Source organism: Streptomyces poriticola, from assembly GCF_036689765.1.
GTDB lineage: Bacteria > Actinomycetota > Actinomycetes > Streptomycetales > Streptomycetaceae > Streptomyces > Streptomyces poriticola.
This window is the reverse complement of sequence record NZ_JBAGKH010000013.1, coordinates 1-19966: the sequence shown is the minus strand read 5'-3', so window position 1 is coordinate 19966 and position 19966 is coordinate 1. Positions and strand designations below refer to the sequence as shown.

The following is a 19966-nucleotide window of genomic DNA, read 5'->3' as shown; positions in this document are numbered from 1 at the left end:
GGACAGGACCGGGACGGACGGGACCGGGCCGAGTCAAGCCGGGCTGGGCCGGTCCGTGCGGGCCGGTCCCGGCTCAAGCTCCGGTCCGGCCGCCGGATCAGTCGTCTCTGCGGTTGATGTCGCGGTCGCCGTTCGGCAGCAGCGGGTTCTCCGGGGACTCCTCGTCCGTCGGCTCCTCGCTCGTCGGCGGCGTGCTCGGCGGAGTCGACGACGGGGTCTCGGTCGGCTCCTCGGTGGGCGCCTCGGTGGTGGGCGCCTGCGAGGTCGGTTCCTGCGTGGTGGGCGCCTGCGAGGTCGGCTCCTCGGTGGGCGTCTGCGACGGCGTCCGCGTGGCCGGCGGCGGGGTGCTGCGCCGGACCGCGGCACCCTGCTTGGTGTCCAGGTCGAACTTGCTGGTCCCGTCCATCACCCCGAAGGTGTAGGCGGCCCAGATCTCCGCCGGGAAGCCACCGCCGTTGACCCGGTGGTCGACACCTCCCGCCTGGTACATCGGGACCTGTTTGTGCGGCGGCTCGTCGTCCTCGCCGAACAGGCCGACCGAGGTGACCAGTTCCGGCGTGTAGCCGGTGAACCAGGCCGACCTGTTGTTGTCGGACGTACCCGTCTTGCCCGCGACCTGCTGGCCGTCGCGCAGCGGGTTGTTCCGCACGGACTTCCGGGCCGTACCGTCGTTGACCACACCGGTCAGCACGGACGTCACCGTGTCCGCGGCCTCGCGGCTGATGACCTGCTCGCCGAGCGGGTCGGGGAACTCCACCTTGCGGGAACTGTGTTCGGCGGACTTCACCAGCGCCGGGGTGACCTTCTCGCCGTGGTTGGCGAGGGTGGCGTAGACCCCCGCCATCTCCAGCGGGCTCGCGCCCATACTGCCCAGGGTCTGCGCGGGCACCGCCTCCATGCCCTTGGTCTCCATGCCGAGCTTCCCGGCGACGTCCACCACCTCGGACATGCCGACGTCGATACCCATCTGGGCGAAGACCGAGTTGACGGACTTGTTCATCGCCTCCTGGACGGTGATGTCGCCGTAGTCGACCTCGTCCTCGTTGGGGGGCGCGAAACCGACCGCGCGGCCGTCGTCCACGACCGGGCGCCTGCTGTCACCGTCGTAGATCGTGTTCGCAGTGATGGGCACGCCGTCCTGCGTCTCGGCGCCTCCGTCCACGGCGGCGGCCAGGACCACCGGTTTGAAGGTGGACGCGGGCTGGTAGTCGTCCCGGGTGGCGTTGTTGGTGAAGTGCTTCAGGTAGTCCACGCCGCCGTACATCGCCACGACCGCGCCCGTCTTCGGGTCGACGGAGACGGCACCGGCCTGGACGTCGGCGTCGACCTTCCGCTGCCCGGGGTCGAGCTTGCCGGTCAGCTGGGCCTTGACGGCCTTCTCCAGCTCGGCCTGCTTCTTCCTGTCGACGTTGAGCGTGACGGTCCAGCCGCCCGCGTCGACCAGGGCCTTGGCCTGCTCCAGGTCCTCGGCCGCACCCTCGGCGACCAGCTGCTCCTTCAGCGCGGCGTTGGCCGCCTCGACCAGGTACCCGGCCTGGCCCTTCAGCCCGGCGTTGGGCTTGGGCTCCTCGGGCACGGGGAACTTCATGGCCCGCCGCTCGGACGCGTCCAGCCATTTCATCTCGACCATGTTGTCCAGGACGTAGTTCCAGCGTTCCTGGGCCAGCTTCTTGCCGGTGTCGGTGGCGATGGCCCAGTCGTACTGGTTCGGCGCCTGGAGCAGCGCGGCCAGGTAGGCGCCCTGCTCGATGGTGAGGTTCTCGGCGTCGACGCGGTAGTAGGCCTGGGCGGCGGCCTGGATGCCGTAGGCGCTGCGGCCGTAGTAGCTGGTGTTCATGTAGCCGGCGAGGATGTAGTCCTTGGACTTCTCCCGGTCCAGCTTGAGCGAGATGACCAGTTCCTTCAGCTTGCGGGTGACGGTCTGGTCCTGCGTCAGGTAGTAGTTCTTGACGTACTGCTGGGTGATGGTCGAGCCGCCCTGCGCACCCTTGCCCGAGAGCGTGTTGAACACACCGCGCGCGGTGCCCTTGAGGTCGACACCGGAGTCCTTGTAGAAGGTCTTGTTCTCGGCGGCGACGAAGGCGTGCTGGACGTCCTTGGGCACGTTGGCCAGGTCCACGATCTCGCGGTTGCGCTCGCCGTCCCGGGTGAGGACCGTGCCGTCGCTGTACTTGTAGACGTTGCTCTGCAGCTTCGCGTCGGACTTGGCCGGCGGGATGTCGATGACCATGTACAGCACGATGAACGCGCCCATGCCGAGCAGGCAGAGGCCGAAGAACGTGCCGAGGATCTTCTTCCAGGTGAACAGCCGGCGTATGCCGCTCTTCCCGGGCGCACCCGACGAGCGGCCACGTCTCGGCGCAGCGCGGCGGCTACCGCGCTGCCGTGCCCTTCTCTCTTCCGCTCGTCCCATGGATCCGATCCGCTCCGCTTCGGTCATGTGTGTTCAGAAGTCACACAGGTTTCGTCGGCAGGTCAGCTCAGAAAGCTAACACCGCCAGATGCGACAAAGGGCCGCCGATCCGCCCTTTTACGGACGTGAGAATCAGCACCCGCCCCGATGGAACCGACGTGCGAGGGGGGTACAGGGTTGCCATGAACAGGTAATCTGCTCACAATTAGATAGCAGAAAGCAAGCGTCCCAGAGGCGCCGGAACAGACGGGGGAACACCCATGCCCACACAGGACACCCACGCCACCGCGGACGTCCCGGAGATGCCGGCGCCACGCGTCCGCGAGTTCCCGGCGCACAGCGTCGGGGGCGGGCTCGCACTGCTGCTCGGGCTGGTCGGACTGCTGGCCGGCGGCGGACTGATCGCCGCGTCGGCGGCCGTCTCCGCCGCAGGCGGCAAGGCGGCACTGATAGTCGGCGGGATCCTGGTCGCCATCGCCTCGATCATGGCGATGAGCGGGCTGAACATGGTGGCGCCGGGCGAGGCCCGGGTGGTCCAGCTCTTCGGGCGGTACCGGGGCACGATCCGGCAGGACGGGCTGCGCTGGGTGAACCCGTTCACCTCCCGCCAGAAGATCTCCACGCGGGTGCGCAACCACGAGACCGCGGTACTGAAGGTCAACGACGCCTACGGCAACCCGATCGAGCTGGCCGCGGTCGTGGTGTGGCGGGTCGAGGACACCGCGCAGGCCACGTTCGAGGTGGACGACTACGTCGAGTTCGTCTCCACGCAGACCGAGGCGGCCGTGCGGCACATCGCCATCGAGTACCCCTACGACGCACACGAGGAGGACGGCCTCTCGCTGCGCGGCAACGCCGAGGAGATCACCGAGAAGCTCGCGGTCGAGCTGCACGCGCGCGTGGAGGCGGCCGGTGTACAGATCATCGAGTCCCGGTTCACCCACCTCGCCTACGCCCCCGAGATCGCCTCGGCGATGCTGCAACGGCAGCAGGCCGGCGCGGTCGTCGCGGCACGGCGGCAGATCGTGGACGGCGCGGTCGGCATGGTCGAGGCGGCGCTGGCCCGGATCACCCGGCAGGACATCGTGGAGCTGGACGAGGAGCGCAAGGCGGCGATGGTGTCCAACCTCATGGTGGTGCTGTGCGGGGACCGCTCCACCCAGCCGGTGATCAACACGGGGACCCTCTACCAGTGACGGCCCCCGCCGAGGACCCGTCCCCGCGGCGTCGGCCGCAGCGGCGCAAGCAGGTGCTGCTGCGGCTGGACCCGCTGGTGTACGAGGCGCTGGCCCGCTGGGCGGGGGACGAGCTGCGCTCGGCCAACGCCCAGATCGAGTTCCTGCTCCGCCGGGCGCTGGCCGAGTCCGGCAGGCTGCCCGGCGGAGCGGGCCCGATCCCGCGCCGGGGCCGCCCGCCGGCCGCGGCACCGGAGGCCGGGGGCGACCCGGAGGAGTGACTCCCGCCGGGTCCCTCGGCGCCGTAGCGGAACCGTGACAATCGGCTCCGACCAGCACCGCCGTACCGGCCGCCACCAGCTACACACTCCGCGTATACATAGTGCGTATACACCGTGTGTAGAGTGCTGGCATGTCCATCGGTCACACTCTGCTCGGGCTCCTGGAGTCCGGGCCCCGCCACGGCTACGACCTGAAGCGGGCCTTCGACGAGAAGTTCGGTCACGACCGGCCGCTCCACTACGGCCAGGTCTACTCGACGATGTCCCGGCTGCTGAAGAACGGCCTCGTCGAGGTCGACGGCATCGAGGCCGGCGGCGGCCCCGAGCGCAAGCGGTACGCGATCACCGAGGCCGGCATCACGGATGTCGGGCAGTGGCTCGCCACCCCGGAGAAGCCCGAGCCGTATCTGCAGTCGACGCTGTACACGAAGGTCGTCCTCGCGCTGCTCACCCACCGCAACGCAGCCGACCTCCTCGACACCCAGCGCTCGGAGCATCTGCGCAGCATGCGGATCCTCACCGACCGCAAGCGCAAGGGCGATCTGGCCGACCAGCTCATCTGCGACCACGCCCTGTTCCATCTGGAAGCCGACCTGCGCTGGCTGGAGCTGACCGCGGCCCGCCTCGACAGGCTCCGGGAGGCGGTGACCCGATGACCCCGGCCGGTTCGCTGCTCACCGCCGAGGGCCTGCGCAAGGCCTACGGCCCCACGCTCGCCCTGGACGGCGCCGAGTTCTCCGTCCACCCCGGCGAGGTCGTCGCCGTGATGGGCCCGTCCGGGTCCGGCAAGTCCACGCTGCTGCACTGCCTCGCCGGGATCGTCACCCCCGACTCCGGGACGATCACGTACCACGGGCGCGAGCTGTCCGCCATGAGCGACGCCCAGCGCAGTGAGCTCCGGCGCTCGGAGTTCGGGTTCGTTTTCCAGTTCGGGCAGCTGGTGCCGGAGCTGACCTGCGTGGAGAACGTGGCGCTGCCGCTGCGGCTGAACGGCACCTCCCGCAGGGAGGCCGAGCGGGCGGCGCTGTCCTGGATGGAGCGGCTCGAGGTCGACGACCTGAGGAAGAAGCGGCCCGGCGAGGTGTCCGGCGGCCAGGGGCAGCGGGTCGCCGTCGCCCGGTCGCTGGTCACCGGCCCGCGGGTGCTGTTCGCCGACGAACCCACCGGCGCCCTCGACTCCCTCAACGGCGAGCGGGTGATGGAGCTGCTCACGGATGCCGCCCGGTCCTCCAACGCCGCCGTCGTGCTGGTCACGCACGAGGCGCGGGTGGCCGCGTACTCCGACCGCGAGATCGTCGTACGGGACGGGAAGTCCCGGGACATGGAGCGCGCGATATGAGCCGGGTGCGCGGCCGGCAGTGGGCCTCCGACCTGGCCATGGGCGTCCGGTTCGCGTTCACCGGCGGGCGCGAGGGCTGGACCCGGGCGCTGCTGACCGCCGTCGGCGTGGGGCTCGGGGTGACGCTGCTGCTGCTCACCACCGCCATCCCCAACGCCCTGGCCGCCCGGGACGACCGGGCCAACGCCCGCACCGACATCACCTACGCCCAGCAGCAGATCCCGAAGGCCGACGACACTCTGGTGGTCGCCAACGTCGACACGACGTTCCGCGACGACGACGTGCGCGGCCGGGGACTGCAGCCCGAGGGCCCGCGGGCACCGCTGCCACCGGGTGTGGACGAGTTTCCCGGCGTGGGCGAGATGGTGGTCTCCCCCGCGCTGAAGGAGCTGCTGGAGTCGGACGGCGGGAAGCTGCTGCGGGAGCGGCTGCCGGAGGAGATCGTGGGCACCATCGGCGAGAGCGGGCTGATCGGCCCGGCCGAACTCTCCTTCTACCGCGGCGCCGACGGGCTCGACCGGCAGATCGACGGCGGCCTGATGGAACGGATCGACACCTTCGGGAACCCCGGCGCCACCGCCGAGCCGCTGGACGCGGTGCTGCTTCTGCTGATCCTGGTCGTCTTCGTGGTGCTGCTGATGCCGGTCGCCGTGTTCATCGCCGCGGCCGTGCGCTTCGGCGGCGAGCGGCGCGACCGGCGGCTCGCGGCGCTGCGGCTGGTCGGCTCCGACAGCGGGATGACCCGCCGGATCGCCGCCGGCGAGGCGCTGGCCGGGGCGGTGCTCGGGCTCGCCTTCGGTGCCGTGTTCTTCCTGATCGGGCGGCAGCTCGCGGGCCGGGCCGAGGTGTTCCGCGTCAGCGTGTTCCCGAGCTATCTCAACCCCTCGCCCGCGCTGGCGCTGCTGGTCGCGGTGGCGGTCCCGGCGGCGGCGGTCGTGGTGACGCTGTTCGCACTGCGCGGGGTGGTCATCGAACCGCTCGGCGTGGTGCGTACGGCCAGGCCCACGCGGCGCCGACTGTGGTGGCGGCTGCTGCTGCCGCTGGCCGGACTGGCGATGCTCTACCCGATGCTGGGCCAGGGCCGGGACAACGGTGAGTTCAACCAGTACCTGGTGATCGGCGGTGTCGTGCTGCTGCTGTTCGGCGTGACCGCGCTGCTGCCCTGGGTGGTGGAGCGGGTCGTCGCCCGGCTCGGTTCCGGCGGAGTGTCGTGGCAACTGGCGGTGCGCCGGCTGCAGGTGAGCACCGGCACCGCGGCCCGCATGGTCAACGGCGTGGCGGTGGCCGTCGCCGGGGCGATCGCGCTGCAGATGCTGTTCGCGGGCGTCGACGACGACTACACCCGGAGCACCGGCCGCGATCTGATGCGGGCGCAGATGCAGGTGACCCTGCCGGAGGAGGTGCCGGTCGGCCCGGCCGCGGAGCGGCTGCGCAGCACCGAGGGCGTGCGCGGGGTGGATGCCTACGCCGTGGGCTACCTCGGCGACCGGCGGGCCGATCCGGAGCTGAGCACGGAGCTGACCGTCGGCGACTGCGCCGCCCTGCGCGAGATCGCTCGGCTGCCGTCGTGCCGGGACGGCGATGTGTTCGCCGTGAAGCGGGCGGAGTACGACGCGGACACCGCGAAACTCGCAACGGGCGGCCGGACGCTCTACCTCGACCCGAGCTACGAGGGCTCGCCGAAGGGCAAGGAGATCCCCTGGAGCGTGCCGGAGGGTGTGCGGGACGCGGAGCCTCGGCTCGGCCCGACCGGCAGGGAGACCGGCGGCTTCCTGGTGACGCCGAAGGCGCTGGCGGCCACGGCCGAACCGGCCCTGGAGGGAGACATCTACCTCCAGCTCGACAGGTCCGTGCCGGACGCCGTGGACCACGCCCGCAACACGGCCACGGCCGTCGACCCGATGGCGTACCCCATGCTGTGGGAGTCGACGAAGCAGTCAGAACGGTTCACCGCCGTCCGCACCGGTCTGTTCGTCGGCGCCGCGTGTGTGCTGGCGCTGATCGGGGCCAGCATGCTGGTGTCCCAGCTGGAGCAGCTGCGCGAGCGCAAGAAGCTGCTGTCGGCGCTGGTCGCCTTCGGCACCCGGCGGCGCACGCTGAGCCTGTCGGTGCTGTGGCAGACGGCGATCCCGATCACGCTGGGCCTGGTGCTGGCGTCGGTGGTCGGCCTGACGCTGGGTGCCGTGCTGCTGAGGATGACGTCCACACCGGTCCGTGTCGACTGGGCGAGCGTGTGGTCGATGACCGGCATCGGCGCGGCGGTCGTGGTGGTGGTGACGCTGCTCAGCCTCCCGCCCCTGCTCCGCCTGATGCGGCCGGAGGGCCTGCGCACGGAGTAGCTGCGCGGTCCTCGGACCGGTCCCCGGGCCCCGGACGGGCTGTGTTCTCGGCACGTCCGGGGCCCGGGGACCGTCCGGCGTTCGAGGACGGGACCGTTCAGGCCGGAGCAGGGGATCCGGGGGCGGCAGGCTGGTCGTCCCCGTCCCCCCGGTGCACGATCCGCACCGGGAGATCCTCCATCGCCCCCCGCAGGGCGGCCGCCAGCTCCTCGTACTCCTCCGCCCGCGCCGCCCCCGCCCGCATGGCCAGCGCGACCCTCCGGGTGGGGGCCGGATCGGCGAACGACGCGGTGAGCAGCTGCGACGACCGCGAGGTCTCCACCCGCACCGCGGTACGCGGCAGCAGCGTCACCCCGAGCCCACCCGCCACCAGCTGCACCAGCGTGGACAGCCCGGCCGCCGTGGTCGTGGCCGGCACGTCCGCTCGGCCGGCCTCCCGGCAGATGTCCAGCGCCTGGTCCCGCAGGCAGTGCCCCTCGTCGAGCAGCAGCAGGTTCAGCGAGCGCAGCGCCTCCCGCGGAATGCCCTCCCGACCGCCGAGCCAGTGGTCGAGCGGGGTGACGAGCACGAAGTCCTCGTCGAAGAGGGGAAGTTCGGTGACGCCGGGTACCCCGAGCGGCACGGCGAGCAGCAGCAGGTCGAGCCGGCCGGCGGCCAGCCCGTCCAGCAGGCTCGCCGTCTGCTCCTCGTGGACCTGCAGGTCGAGGTCCGGGTAGCGGTCGTGCGCCAGCCGCAGCACCGTGGGCAGGACGTACGGCGCCACGGTGGGGATGACACCGAGCCGCAGCGCCCCGGTGAAGGGCGCCCGGACCGCCTCCGCCTCCTCCATCAGCGCCCCGACCTCCGCCAGTACCGCCTTGGCCCGCACGGAGAGCCGCTCGCCGGCCGGCGAGAGCAGCACCTTGCGGGTCGTACGCTCCAGGAGCGTGACACCGAGGGTCTCCTCCAGGGCGGACACCGCACCGGACAGCGCGGGCTGGCTCATCCCGATCGCCGCCGCGGCGTCCCGGAAGTGCAGATGCTCGGCGACGGCGGCGAAGGCGCGGAGCTGGGCGAGGCTGGGCTGCCTGGGTTTGACGACGGTACTGATAGCAACCTCCGATCAACTCGACCGAGTGTAGCTATTTCCGTAATCAATGCACGCTGTGCCAACATCAGCAACGTCCAACCCATGGGAAACGCCCGCGATCCGGGAGTTTCTTCGCTGCAAGGAGAGCGTGTGCTCACTGTCGGTGACAAGTTCCCCGAGTTCGAACTGACCGCCTGCGTCTCGCTGGAGAAGGGCAAGGAGTTCGACACGATCGACCACAAGACCTACGAGGGCAAGTGGAAGGTCGTCTTCGCCTGGCCCAAGGACTTCACCTTCGTGTGCCCGACCGAGATCGCCGCCTTCGGCAAGCTGAACGACGAGTTCGCGGACCGCGACGCCCAGGTCCTCGGCTTCTCCGGTGACTCCGAGTTCGTCCACCACGCCTGGCGCAAGGACCACGACGACCTGCGCGACCTGCCGTTCCCGATGATGGCGGACTCCAAGCACGAGCTGATGCGCGACCTCGGCATCGAGGGCGAGGACGGCTTCGCCAAGCGCGCCGTCTTCATCGTCGACCAGAACAACGAGATCCAGTTCTCGATGGTGACCGCCGGTTCCGTCGGCCGTAACCCCAAGGAGGTCCTGCGGGTCCTGGACGCCCTGCAGACCGACGAGCTGTGCCCCTGCAACTGGAGCAAGGGCGACGAGACCCTGGACCCGGTCGCGCTGCTGGCCGGTGAGTGACATGTCGCTCGACGCCCTGAAGTCCGCCGTACCGGACTACGCCAAGGACCTGAGGCTCAACCTGGGCTCGGTCATCGGCAACTCCGAGCTGCCGGCCCAGCAGCTGTGGGGCACCGTGCTGGCGACCGCCATCGCCTCGCGCTCCCCCATCGTGCTGCGCGAGCTGGCCCCGGAGGCCAAGGCCAACCTGACGCCGGAGGCGTACACGGCCGCCAAGGCCGCCGCCGCCGTGATGGCGATGAACAACGTGTTCTACCGCACCCGGCACCTGCTGTCGGACCACGAGTACGGCACCCTGCGGGCCGGTCTGCGGATGAACGTCATCGGCAACCCCGGCGTCGACAAGGTCGACTTCGAGCTGTGGTCGTTCGCGGTCTCCGCGATCAACGGCTGCGGTCTGTGCCTGGACTCGCACGAGCAGGTGCTGCGCAAGGCGGGCCTGGACCGCGAGACGATCCAGGAGGCCTTCAAGATCGCGTCCGTCGTCCAGGCCGTGGGCGCCACGCTGGACGCCGAGGCGGTCCTCGCCGAGTAGCCGGCCACGGACGCGCACCGCGCCGTCCCGCGGACGGACACACGGGCCCCGCTCACCCTGACGGTGAGCGGGGCCCGTTGCCGTCGGGCGGCGGCAGGTCCCATCTGCGTCCCGTCTGCGTCCCAGACTCCGCGCGTCCTCGCTGGTCAGGGTTCACGCTGTCCCGGGACGTCCCAGATGCTGGACGGAGCACCGACTGCGCCTGTACTGCTTGCACTCGCCGATCAAGCACAACAGAAGGAACGCAGACACGTGAACATACGCAAGTCCCTCGCGGCTGCCGGAACCCTCGCCGCTGCCCTGGCCCTGACCTTCACCACCGCCGGGTCGGCCGGCGCCGCCGGCCTCGGCCACGAGTTCTGGAACTCGGACGACAGGTACCCGGGCAGCGCCTACTTCGTCCTCAAGAACGACAGCCGAGAGGCAGGCCGCGTCTACTGGATCGCCGACCCCGGCCACTTCGGCCGCAATTTCGGCGACAGCGTCTACGTCTCCGACACCCGCTCCGACGGCTACTCCGTCCGGGGCCAGGCCAAGACGATCGAAGGCGGAAAGATGCTGTGGAACGCGTCCACCGCGGGCAAGACCGCCCCAGCCTCGGCCCGCTCGACCGACAACGTCAAGGAGGGCACGTACATCTTCTTCCGTGGCTGCCTCGAGAAGAAGGGCGTCAGCTACGGCTGCACCCCGTGGCGCGTCGGCAGGGCCTGATCCGGTCCCGTCCGCCCGAACGACTCACCCCGCCCGGGACGGCCCGGGCGGAGTGAGTCCCCGCCGCAGGCACCCCTGCTACGCCTCCTGCTACGCCTCCGCCGGATCCGGTGGAGCCGCAGGCGGCGGGGCGGGCCGTTGCTTCGGGGCGGGGCCGGGCGGGGCGTCCGGTGCCGTCGCGCCGGACGGCGGGGCCGTCCTGCGCAGCGCGGCCTCCTGGGAGTAGGCCCGTAGATAGCCGACGACGGTGTTGGTCACCGCGACCAGCGGTACGGCGACCACCGCGCCGCCGATACCGGCCACCAGGCCGCCGCAGGAGACGGCCAGCACCACGGCCAGCGGATGGACCCGGACCGCGCGGCCGAGGATGAACGGCTGGAGGATGTGGCCCTCGATCTGCTGCACCGCCAGGACGACGACGAGGGTCATCACGGCGGTGAACACCCCCTGGGTGACCAGCGCGACCACCACCGCGAGTGCGCCCGAGACCACCGCGCCGACCAGCGGGATGAACGCGAACAGGAAGATGAACACCGCCAGCGGCACGGCCATCGGCACATCGAGGAAGTAGATGCCGATACCGATGAAGACGGCGTCGATCAGGGCCACCACCACCGTGCCGCGCACATACGCGGTAAGGGTGCGCCAGGCCCGCGGGCCGGCGCCGGCCACGCCCGGGCGGGCGGCGGCCGGGACCAGCTTCAGCGTCCACTCCCAGATGCGCCGGCCGTCGTAGAGCAGGAACAGCGTCGCGAAGACCGCCAGCAGGATGCCGGTCAGGGTCTCGACGACGACGGTGACGCCCTCCAGTCCGGCCGAGGTGATCTGGTCGGTGTTGGCGCCGACCGCTTCGCGCAGGTTCTTGGCGATCTCGTTGATCTGTTTGTCGGTGACGTGGAAGGGGCTGTTCAGCAGCCATCTGCGGAGCTCGTCGATGCCGTCCTGAACCTGGTCGGAGAGGTTGTCGATGTTCTCCATGACCTGCCAGGTCACGAACCAGCCGATCAGGCCCATGACGACGAAGCCGAGGATCGCGGTGAGCGCCGTGGCGAGCCCGCGCGGCACCCCGAGCCGGCGCAGCCGCGCCACGGTCGGCTGCAGCAGGGCCGTGATCAGCAGGGCGGCCACGAAGGCCAGCACCACCAGCTGGACGGCGCTGATGACCCGCATCAGCACCCACAACGTGCCGGCCAGGACCAGCAGCCGCCAGCCCACCTCGGCCGCGACCCGCATGCCCCAGGGCACCGCCTGGGCGGGGTCGGGGCGGGCCGGGACCGCGGGCGGATGGTCCGGGGGCGGCGGCACGGGGTCCTCGGCGCGCGGCAGGTGCTCGGCCTCGGCGCGGGCGTGTTCCCGCTCGACCTCGGCGCGGCGCTGCTCCAGCCTCCGGCCCATCCGGGTCAGTCCGGCGCCGAGCCCGCCGAGCCCGCCGAGCCACCCTGGCACTCGCGACATGATCCGTCCTCTTCCCCCGTCTTTCCCCACCACTCCCCCCTGGAGTCGTCCGGCCCGACCGTAGCAGGGCGAAAGCCCCCCACCGTAGGACGGTGAGGGGCTGCGCGGAGTTGAGCGGTGCCGGGCGGGTCCGGGGGGCCGCTCGCGGTGGGGCGGGGGCCGGGTGGCGGCCCCGGCCCGTCCGCCGACGGCTCAGTACCAGTGGTTGGCCTGCCAGAACGCCCAGGCGTCGCACGGGCTGCCGTACCGGTCGTTCATGTAGTTCAGGCCCCACTTGATCTGGGTGGCCGGGTTGGTCCGCCAGTCGGCGCCGGCCGAGGCGTACTTGCCGGCCGGCAGCGCCTGGAACAGGCCGTAGGCGCCGGAGGAGGGGTTGACCGCCTTATAGTTCCAGCTGGACTCGTGGTCCACGATGTTGCTGAAGCACTGCCACTGGCCGCTGGGGACCATCTGCCGCGCCATCGACTGGATCTGCGAGATGGAGTACGAGCTCTGGACGGTGAAGTCGGAGGCGTCGCGGGCGGCGCTGCGGCTGGCGGCCTTCTTGGCCTCCTCGCGCTTCTTGGCCTCCTCGGCGGCCTTGGCCTTCGCGTCGGCTTCCTTCTTCTTCGCGACGGCGGTCTCGGCGGCGGCCTTGCGGGCCGCTTCCTCGGCCTCCTTCTTGGCGCCCGCGTCCGCGGCGATCGCCTGTGCGTCGGCCTGCTGCGTCAGGGACGCGGTCTGTACCTGGGCCTGCTGCCCCACGGGGATGTCCGCGAGGAGCGTCGTGCCGCTGGCCGTCGCTTCGGCGTCGTTGTTCTGCGCGGTGCTGCCCGAGGCAACGCCGACGACGCTTCCGACAGCGGTGACCGCCGTGGCCGAGGCCACTGCGAATCCCCGGACCGAGATCCGGCTCACACGGTTTCCTTCCAGCATCGCCCGCTTCGGTGACCCTCGCGGACGCAATCGTGCCCCTGGCGCTGGCCTCCCCAACTTCGGGGTCACGGGAGGCGCGGGCCCGGTGGGCAACTCCCGCAGGGGGAGCGCCGCGTGGTGCTCGGGCGGCATACGACGCTGCTATGGAGTTGGCTCTGGTACTGCTGTGGCGCCACACCGCTGGGGGCGTGGCTGTGTCGTATGCGGGGCCTGACAGGAGTGAGACTCTGCCGTAACACGACGGCGGGAGGCAATTCTGTGTTGCGTGTGAAAGCTCACATCCCGTTTGCCCCAGGGGATTCGCGGAAACCCCCACGCGCGAAGGCGCCGCCCGGCTAGGCTCTCGCCTTCCCCGGACGGCGCCAACCGCCGTGCAACCGGCCCGTATTGGACCAGATGAGGCACTTCCGCTCAGAGCTGCCCTTCCTCGAGCATTTCGGTCACTAGCGCCGCGATCTGGGACCTCTCGGACCGCGTCAGCGTGACGTGCGCGAAGAGCGGATGCCCCTTCAGCTTCTCGACGACTGCGACGACTCCGTCGTAGCGACCGACGCGGAGATTGTCCCGCTGTGCCACGTCATGGGTGAGTACGACCCTGGAGTCGGCCCCGATCCGGGACAGCACGGTCAGCAGGACGTTCCGCTCCAGCGACTGGGCCTCGTCCACGATGACGAACGCGTCGTGCAGCGACCGGCCGCGGATGTGGGTGAGCGGCAGCACCTCCAGCATGCCGCGGGCGGTGACCTCCTCGATGACCTCGCGGCTGGTGACCGCCGACAGCGTGTCGAAGACCGCCTGCGCCCAGGGGCTCATCTTCTCCGCCTCGGTGCCGGGCAGATAGCCGAGCTCCTGCCCGCCCACCGCGTACAACGGACGGAAGACCATCACCTTCTGGTGCTGTCGGCGCTCCAGCACCGCCTCCAGGCCCGCGCAGAGCGCCAGCGCCGACTTGCCGGTGCCGGCCCGGCCGCCCATGGACACGATCCCCACGTCCGGGTCGAGGAGCAGGTCCAGCGCGATCCGCTGCTCGGCGCTGCGGCCCTTGATGCCGAACGCCTCGCGGTCGCCGCGGACCAGGCGGACGTCTCCCTCGGCGGTGACCCGCCCCAGTGCGTTGCCCCGCTCCGACTGGATGGTCAGACCGGTGTGCACGGGCAGGCCGGCGGCCTCGGGGACCTGGACGCGCCCCGCCTCGAAGAGGATGTCCACCTGCTCACCGGGCAGGGTCAGTTCGGACATTCCGGTCCATCCGGAGGCGTCCGTGATGGCCAGCTCGGCGCGGTACTCCTCGGCGAGCAGTCCGACGGACGACGCCTTGATCCGCAGCGGGAGGTCCTTCGACACGACGGTGACGTCGAACCCCTCGGCCTGCAGATTGCGGGCGACCGCGAGGATGCGGGAGTCGTTGTCCCCCAGGCGGTAGCCGGTGGGCAGCACGCTGGGGTCCGAGTGGTTGAGCTCGACCCGCAGGGTGCCGCCGAGGCCGCCGATCGGAATGGGGGCGTCGAGGCGGCCGTGCCGGACCCGGCAGTCGTCCAGCAGACGCAGGGCCTGCCGGGCGAAGTAGCCGAGCTCGGGATGGTGCCGCTTGGCCTCCAGTTCCGTCACCACGACGACGGGGAGCACTACCTCGTGCTCGTCGAAGCGGCTCAGGGCGTTCGGGTCGGCCAGCAGGACGCTGGTGTCGAGGACGTAAGTGCGCCGGTCGGGCTTGTGGCGCTTTGTGCTGGTCACCACGGAAGGACGTACCCCCTCGTTAGAGGTCGGGGAGCGACGAGGCGGAGCTGGACCGGTCGACGGCCCCCATGCACGCCCGGCACGGGCCGGCGACCGGCCCTCCGCTGCTTCTTCCGTGCCGTGACCGCACGGTCGGGCTGGTGCAAAGGGCCTCCCGGGCGGACGGCCCCGTGCCGCCCGCTGAGATGCGATGCCCGTGGTTCGGACATCGACCTGCTGGGGTTATGCCCTCGAACAAGCGCTGCCATGCCACGGCATATGACGGCGGACCGGTGAACTCCTCGTGACGGCGGTGGAAGTGCGGATCAGCGCGCGGGAGCGGGACACGCGGGCCCGGTGGGGGCGCTCAGGGGGCGAGGACCTCGTTCACGGCGCGAGGGCCTTGTTCAGTGTGCGCAGGCACAGCGAGAGGGCGGCGTGCTTCGACGCGCCGCGGCTGCGGGAGAGTTCCCAGGCCGAGTAGAGCAGCGACCACAGCACGCTCTGCACCCACTCGGGGGTCATCTCCGCATCGACGCTGCCCTCGGCGTGGCCGCGCTCGACCAGCCGGAACAGCGCCCGGTCGGCAGGGGTCTCCTCGTCCCAGCCCGACCAGGTCATCAGCTGCGGCGAGTCGAACATCAGGGTCAGCCCCGCGCCGAGTTCGAAGTACTCCTGACAGAGCCGCTCCAGGGCCCTCGGCACCGCGTCCTCGTCGAGCCGGGCGCGCTCGGTCGCCTCCGCGACGTTCTCCAGCACCTCCGTGCCGATCGCGGCCAGCAGGTCGGACCGCTCGGGGAAGTACCGGTGGACGGTGGTCCGCCCGACCCCCGCCGCGGTCGCCACGTCGGCCAGCGACGCGCCCGCGTCCTTGGACAGCAGGGCGACGGCCGCGTCCAGGATGGCGCGCCTGGTGCGGGTACGCGTACCGCTCTCGGCCATCGCGATGCGTTGCTGCTCAGCCATGCCCCATACGGTAGCGCCTCGCCCTGGAAAGAAATTCAGTTGCCCTTTAAGGAACACTCGTGTTCCACTCAGATACATGGATGCTCCTCAGGTAATGGTCTCGCGCGCCCCGCGACTGGGAATCCTCTGGTCGTTCGCCCGTCCGCACACCGGCACGCTGACCCTCGGACTGGTTCTGGCGCTGGTGGGATCGGCGATGGGACTCGCCACACCGATGGTCACCAAGTGGGTGCTGGACGCCCTGGGCGGGTCGGCGTCGTTGAGCCGCCCCGTCACCGGACTGCTCGTGCTGCTCGTGATCGGCAGCGCCGTCTGGTACTGGCAGTGGACGCTGCTCGGCTCGCTGGGCGAGCGCGTTGTGCTGGACGCCCGCGCGTCCATGGTGCGGCGGTTCCTGCGGTCCACGGTGCCCGCTGTCACCCGCCGCCCGACCGGCGAGCTGGTCACCCGCGTCACCTCGGACACCGTCCTGCTGCGCGAGGCCGCGACCGGCGCCCTGGTCGGACTGATCAACGGCACCGTGATGCTGCTGGGCACGCTGATCCTGATGGCCGTGCTCGACCTGGTGCTGCTCGGCACCACGCTGGTGGCGGTGGTGCTGATCGGTGTGCTGTTCGCGGTCCTGATGCCGGGGATCGCCACGGCGCAGCAGCGGGCCCAGGAGCACATCGGCCGGCTCGGCGGTGTGCTCGAGGGCGCGCTGCGCGCCATCCGCACGGTGAAGGTGAGCCGAGCCGAGGAGCGGACCGCCGAGCGGATCATGGCCGAGGCGCGCATATCAGCCGAGTACGGGGTGCGCGCCGTCCGCCGTGAGGCGCTGGCATGGACCATCGCGGGTTCCGGCATCCAGCTGGCCATCATCGCGATCCTGGGCCTGGGCGCGTGGCGGGTCGCCGAGGGCGAGCTGGCGGTGTCCGGCCTGATCGCCTTTCTGCTGTACGCGTTCGGCCTGATGGAACCGATCAGCGAGCTGAGCCAGAACGTCACCGCACTGCAGGCCGGTCTGGCCGCGGCCGAGCGGATCCGCGAGACGGACGACATGCAGACGGAGGACACACGGACGGCGGACGCACCGACGGCAGACAAACGGGCGGCAGACAAACGGGCGGCGGACAAACGGACGGCGGACAAACGGACGGCGGAGATACGGACGCCGGACACGCGGGCGCCGGAAACACGGACGCCGGATTCACAGACAGCGGAGATGCAGGCGGCGGACGCGACGGGCCGGGTGCCGGCGCCGAGCCCGGCGCGGGAGCCGCACGACCGGTCCCCCGTACTGGAACTGAAGGATGTGACGGCCGCCTACGGCCCGGACGCCGAACCGGCGGTGCGCGGGGTCACGCTGACCGTCCCCCGGCGGGGCCACACCGCGATCGTCGGCCCGTCGGGTGCCGGAAAGACCACGCTGTTCTCCCTCGTGCTGCGCTTCCTGGAACCGACGGGCGGCGAACTGCTGCTGGACGGCCGCCCCTACCGCGACCACGGCCACGGCGAGATCCGCGCGCGTCTCGCCTACGTGGAGCAGGACACGCCGATCGTGCCCGGGACCGTCCGCGACAACCTGCTGCTCTCCCGTCCCGACGCGACGGAGGAGGAACTGCGCCGAGTACTGCGCGACGTCCGCCTGGCCGAGAAGATCGACGCCCTGGAGTCCGGCCTGGACACCCAGTTGTCCGCCGCGACCGTCTCGGGTGGCGAACGCCAGCGCATCGCCCTGGCGCGGGCCCTGCTGCGCACGCCCGACGTCCTGCTCCTCGACGAGGCGACCGCCCAGCTCGACGGTCTGACCGAGGCCGCCGTCCACGACTGCGTACGGGCCCGCGCCGACCGCGGCGCGGTGGTCACGATCGCCCACCGGCTGTCGACGGTGCTGGACGCCGACACCATCGTGGTGATGGACCAGGGCCGCGTCCGCGCCCGGGGCACCCACGAGGAGCTGCTCGCGCGGGACCCGCTGTACCGCGAGCTGGTGGAGGCGTTGCGCATCGCCGCGCCCGCGGCGGTCGCACCCTGCTGACCGGGGCGGGTCCTGCCGTGGGACCGGGACAGAGAAACGGGCCGGTCCGTGGGGGGGATACGGACCGGCCCGAGGGGGGGTTTCCACCATAACCCTTCGTAAGTGATGCTGCGTGCATCGGCGCGGCACAACTACTCTCCGAAATCGTCCGGCAACACACCGAAGGCCACGGAGGCCCCACGTTCACCTGGGCGCCACAGCCGCAACACATGAGGATTCCGCGGATCTGGACACGACCGGGGGGACGGGTCACCCGCATCCCTCCACCGGGTGACCCGAGCGGCGAACGCGCGCTTGACCCGGCACCGCGCAGCCCCCTCCACTGCGCGGTGCCGCCCGCGCAGCTTTGCTCACGCGAATTACCTTGGTCTGAACTTACGTGATGGCGTCCCGCAGATGCGACCAATTCGCGATAACGATGCGGCAACCGGCGAGCCGGAGACTGGAGGGGAGAGCGAAAAGACAGTGGGGGTAAATAGGACAGAATCTGGCCTATAGGGGCCGTACCGTCACCGCATGACGACAACCGCGAGGGTCACGTGGGCCGCGGCGAGCGCGCGACGGCTGGAGCGGCAGTTCCTGACGACGGCGGCCCGGCAGGGCACACCGGTCACCGAGGTGGTCGGCGCGATGCTCGGCGCGCACGCTCAGGTCCTGTCGGCGGCGGAGCTGTCCGTCGGTCTGCGGACGGCCGGGGTGACCAGGTCGGACGTGCGGGCCGCGCTACGGGAGGGGGAGGCAGGGGAAGCGGGAGAAGCACGGTACGCGGCGGAGCGGACCGCGGGCGAGGCACGGGCACGGGCACGGTATGCGGCGGAGCGGACCGTGGAGGTGGCGCCGCCTGCGCCGCCGACAGCAGAGGCCCGACTGTCGGCCCGGCTGGTGAAGACGTTCGGTCCGCGCGGCACGGTCCACCTGCTGCCCGCGGCCGAACTGCCGCTCTGGTCCGCCGCGTTGTCCGCCGTGCCCTCCGGCCCGAACCCGTTCCGGCCCGACGCCCGCCTCACCGACGAACAGGCCGAGCAGGTGGTGGCAGCGATCGGCGAGGCGCTGGAAGGCGCATGCCTGACCGCCGACGAACTGACCGAGGAGATCGTGGTCCGCACCGGACCGTGGGCCGGTGACCTGGTGATGCCGGCGTTCCAGGGCTGGTGGCCGCGCTGGCGGCAGGTACTGCACCGGGCCGGGCAGACGGGCGCACTGTGCTTCGGCCCGGACCGCGGCCGCAAGGTGACGTACACCCGCCCGCCGCACTTCACCCCGCTGCCGCCCGAGCAAGCCCTGCGCACTCTCGTACGCCGCTACCTGTACTCCTACGGCCCGGCCCGGCCCCAGCACTTCGCCCGCTGGCTGGCGACCGGTGCCACCTGGGCGACGGCGCTCTTCGAGAAACTGGCCGCCGACGGCGAGATCGAGGAGACGGTGTTCGAGAACGAACGGGCCTGGGTGGCGGCCGGCGACCACGACTTCCCGGAGAATCCGCGGGAACGGCAACGGGGCGTACGCCTCCTCCCCTACTTCGACGCATACGCCATCGCCGCACAGCCCAGGGAACGCCTGTTCCCCGGCGCCGCGAGCGACCGGGCGCTGGCGGGCGGACAGGCGGGCAACTACCCCGTCCTGCTGGTGGACGGCGTGGTGGCGGGCGTCTGGCACCAACGCCGCAGAGGCCGCCGCACGACACTGACGGTGGAACCCCTCGGCGACTTGACGGCCCACCAGCAGCGACAGCTGGCCGATCAGGCGGAACGGGTGGGCGAGGTACTGGAGGCGACGGCGGAACTGGTGGTGGGCGAGGTGACGGTGGGCCCGCACGCCTGACCCGCAGGGGCCCCGTGGCCGAGACGTCCTGACCTGGCGTCAGCTTGCAGGCCGAAGGAACGAGATTGCGCGTCCGCATCCCTGCTGGACGCCGTCGGCCTGACCGGCGCCGTGACCATCACGGACGCCCCGCACGCCAAGCAGGCCAAGCCCGCCCACGGGCTCCCACCTGCGGGAACGCTGACCCCACTCGTCGCAGTCGCCCGGCGCAACCGACCGGGTCCGTCCGACCGCACCCCGCCCCGGCCCGGGCCCTCCAACTCGTGCGCCGACGCCGCGACCTGGGAACCGTGTCGCAGAACCTCGACATGCTCCCGATCGCCGTGCACACGAACCCGGCACCGCCGGCATCGGGTTCACCCACCACGGGGAAGCCGCCGTACCACCGGCGCACCGACTGACCGGCTGACCAGCTGGTCGACTGACCGGCGAACTCTGCAGCAGCGCTGGGCAGTCATCGCAGCCGCCCCAAGACAGCCTGGCTGAAACACCGTCTGATGAAATTG

General features: G+C 71.1%; 16 protein-coding genes. 10 read left to right on the top strand and 6 right to left on the bottom strand.

The annotated features are described in order from the left end of the window. Positions 1-97: 97 nt before the first annotated feature. A complete protein-coding gene (locus V5O46_RS18285; RefSeq protein WP_332885679.1) occupies positions 98-2413 on the bottom strand; it encodes a transglycosylase domain-containing protein in 2316 nt (771 codons plus the stop codon). Between the two features lie 260 nt (positions 2414-2673). Between V5O46_RS18285 and V5O46_RS18280 the strand changes: the two genes are divergently transcribed. From V5O46_RS18280 to V5O46_RS18260, 5 genes are all read left to right on the top strand, one after another. Next, positions 2674-3609, top strand: coding sequence for an SPFH domain-containing protein (locus V5O46_RS18280; protein WP_332885678.1), 936 nt, complete (start codon positions 2674-2676; stop codon positions 3607-3609). Beyond that, complete coding sequence (locus V5O46_RS18275) at positions 3606-3869, top strand: hypothetical protein (protein WP_332885677.1); 264 nt, start codon at positions 3606-3608, stop codon at positions 3867-3869. The genes V5O46_RS18280 and V5O46_RS18275 overlap by 4 nt, the downstream gene beginning before the upstream one ends. A 131-nt stretch (positions 3870-4000) precedes the next feature. Then, on the top strand, positions 4001-4525 hold the full coding sequence (locus V5O46_RS18270) for a PadR family transcriptional regulator (protein WP_332885676.1): 525 nt from the start codon (positions 4001-4003) through the stop codon (positions 4523-4525). After that, a complete protein-coding gene (locus tag V5O46_RS18265) occupies positions 4522-5208 on the top strand; it encodes an ABC transporter ATP-binding protein (RefSeq protein WP_332885675.1) in 687 nt (228 codons plus the stop codon). The genes V5O46_RS18270 and V5O46_RS18265 overlap by 4 nt, the downstream gene beginning before the upstream one ends. Continuing rightward, on the top strand, positions 5205-7547 hold the full coding sequence (locus V5O46_RS18260) for an ABC transporter permease (RefSeq protein WP_408649013.1): 2343 nt from the start codon (positions 5205-5207) through the stop codon (positions 7545-7547). Before V5O46_RS18265 ends, V5O46_RS18260 begins: the two co-directional genes overlap by 4 nt. A gap of 97 nt (positions 7548-7644) precedes the next feature. Here the strand turns inward: V5O46_RS18260 and V5O46_RS18255 are convergent, their stop codons facing one another. After that, complete coding sequence (locus V5O46_RS18255; RefSeq protein ID WP_332885779.1) at positions 7645-8637, bottom strand: LysR substrate-binding domain-containing protein; 993 nt, start codon at positions 8635-8637, stop codon at positions 7645-7647. A gap of 129 nt (positions 8638-8766) precedes the next feature. Here V5O46_RS18255 and V5O46_RS18250 point away from each other — a divergent pair, with 129 nt between their 5' ends. From V5O46_RS18250 to V5O46_RS18240, 3 genes are all read left to right on the top strand, one after another. Further along, positions 8767-9321: a peroxiredoxin gene (locus V5O46_RS18250; protein ID WP_332885674.1), complete on the top strand. Its 555-nt coding sequence runs from the start codon at positions 8767-8769 to the stop codon at positions 9319-9321. A gap of 1 nt (position 9322) precedes the next feature. Next, entirely contained in the window at positions 9323-9856 is a 534-nt protein-coding gene (locus V5O46_RS18245) for an alkyl hydroperoxide reductase (RefSeq protein WP_332885673.1), read from the top strand. A 252-nt stretch (positions 9857-10108) separates the two neighbouring features. After that, positions 10109-10567 carry a hypothetical protein gene (locus tag V5O46_RS18240; RefSeq protein ID WP_332885672.1) on the top strand — a complete coding sequence of 153 codons (459 nt, stop codon included), beginning with the start codon at positions 10109-10111 and terminating at the stop codon, positions 10565-10567. A 90-nt stretch (positions 10568-10657) separates the two neighbouring features. Here the strand turns inward: V5O46_RS18240 and V5O46_RS18235 are convergent, their stop codons facing one another. The 4 genes from V5O46_RS18235 to V5O46_RS18220 form a co-directional block, all read right to left on the bottom strand. Continuing rightward, positions 10658-12022 (bottom strand): AI-2E family transporter, encoded by a 1365-nt coding sequence (locus tag V5O46_RS18235; protein WP_332885671.1) that lies wholly within the window; start codon positions 12020-12022, stop codon positions 10658-10660. Between the two features lie 192 nt (positions 12023-12214). Then, positions 12215-12919 (bottom strand): aggregation-promoting factor C-terminal-like domain-containing protein, encoded by a 705-nt coding sequence (locus tag V5O46_RS18230; RefSeq protein ID WP_332885670.1) that lies wholly within the window; start codon positions 12917-12919, stop codon positions 12215-12217. A gap of 429 nt (positions 12920-13348) precedes the next feature. Beyond that, a complete protein-coding gene (locus V5O46_RS18225) occupies positions 13349-14674 on the bottom strand; it encodes a PhoH family protein (protein WP_332885669.1) in 1326 nt (441 codons plus the stop codon). A 366-nt stretch (positions 14675-15040) separates the two neighbouring features. Then, complete coding sequence (locus V5O46_RS18220) at positions 15041-15619, bottom strand: TetR/AcrR family transcriptional regulator (RefSeq protein WP_332885668.1); 579 nt, start codon at positions 15617-15619, stop codon at positions 15041-15043. Positions 15620-15695: 76 nt separating this feature from the next. On the opposite strand from V5O46_RS18220, the gene V5O46_RS18215 reads away from it, so the two are divergent. Continuing rightward, a complete protein-coding gene (locus V5O46_RS18215; RefSeq protein WP_332885667.1) occupies positions 15696-17639 on the top strand; it encodes an ABC transporter ATP-binding protein in 1944 nt (647 codons plus the stop codon). 516 nt (positions 17640-18155) lie between these two features. Continuing rightward, complete coding sequence (locus tag V5O46_RS18210) at positions 18156-19460, top strand: winged helix DNA-binding domain-containing protein (RefSeq protein ID WP_332885666.1); 1305 nt, start codon at positions 18156-18158, stop codon at positions 19458-19460. Positions 19461-19966: the final 506 nt, after the last annotated feature.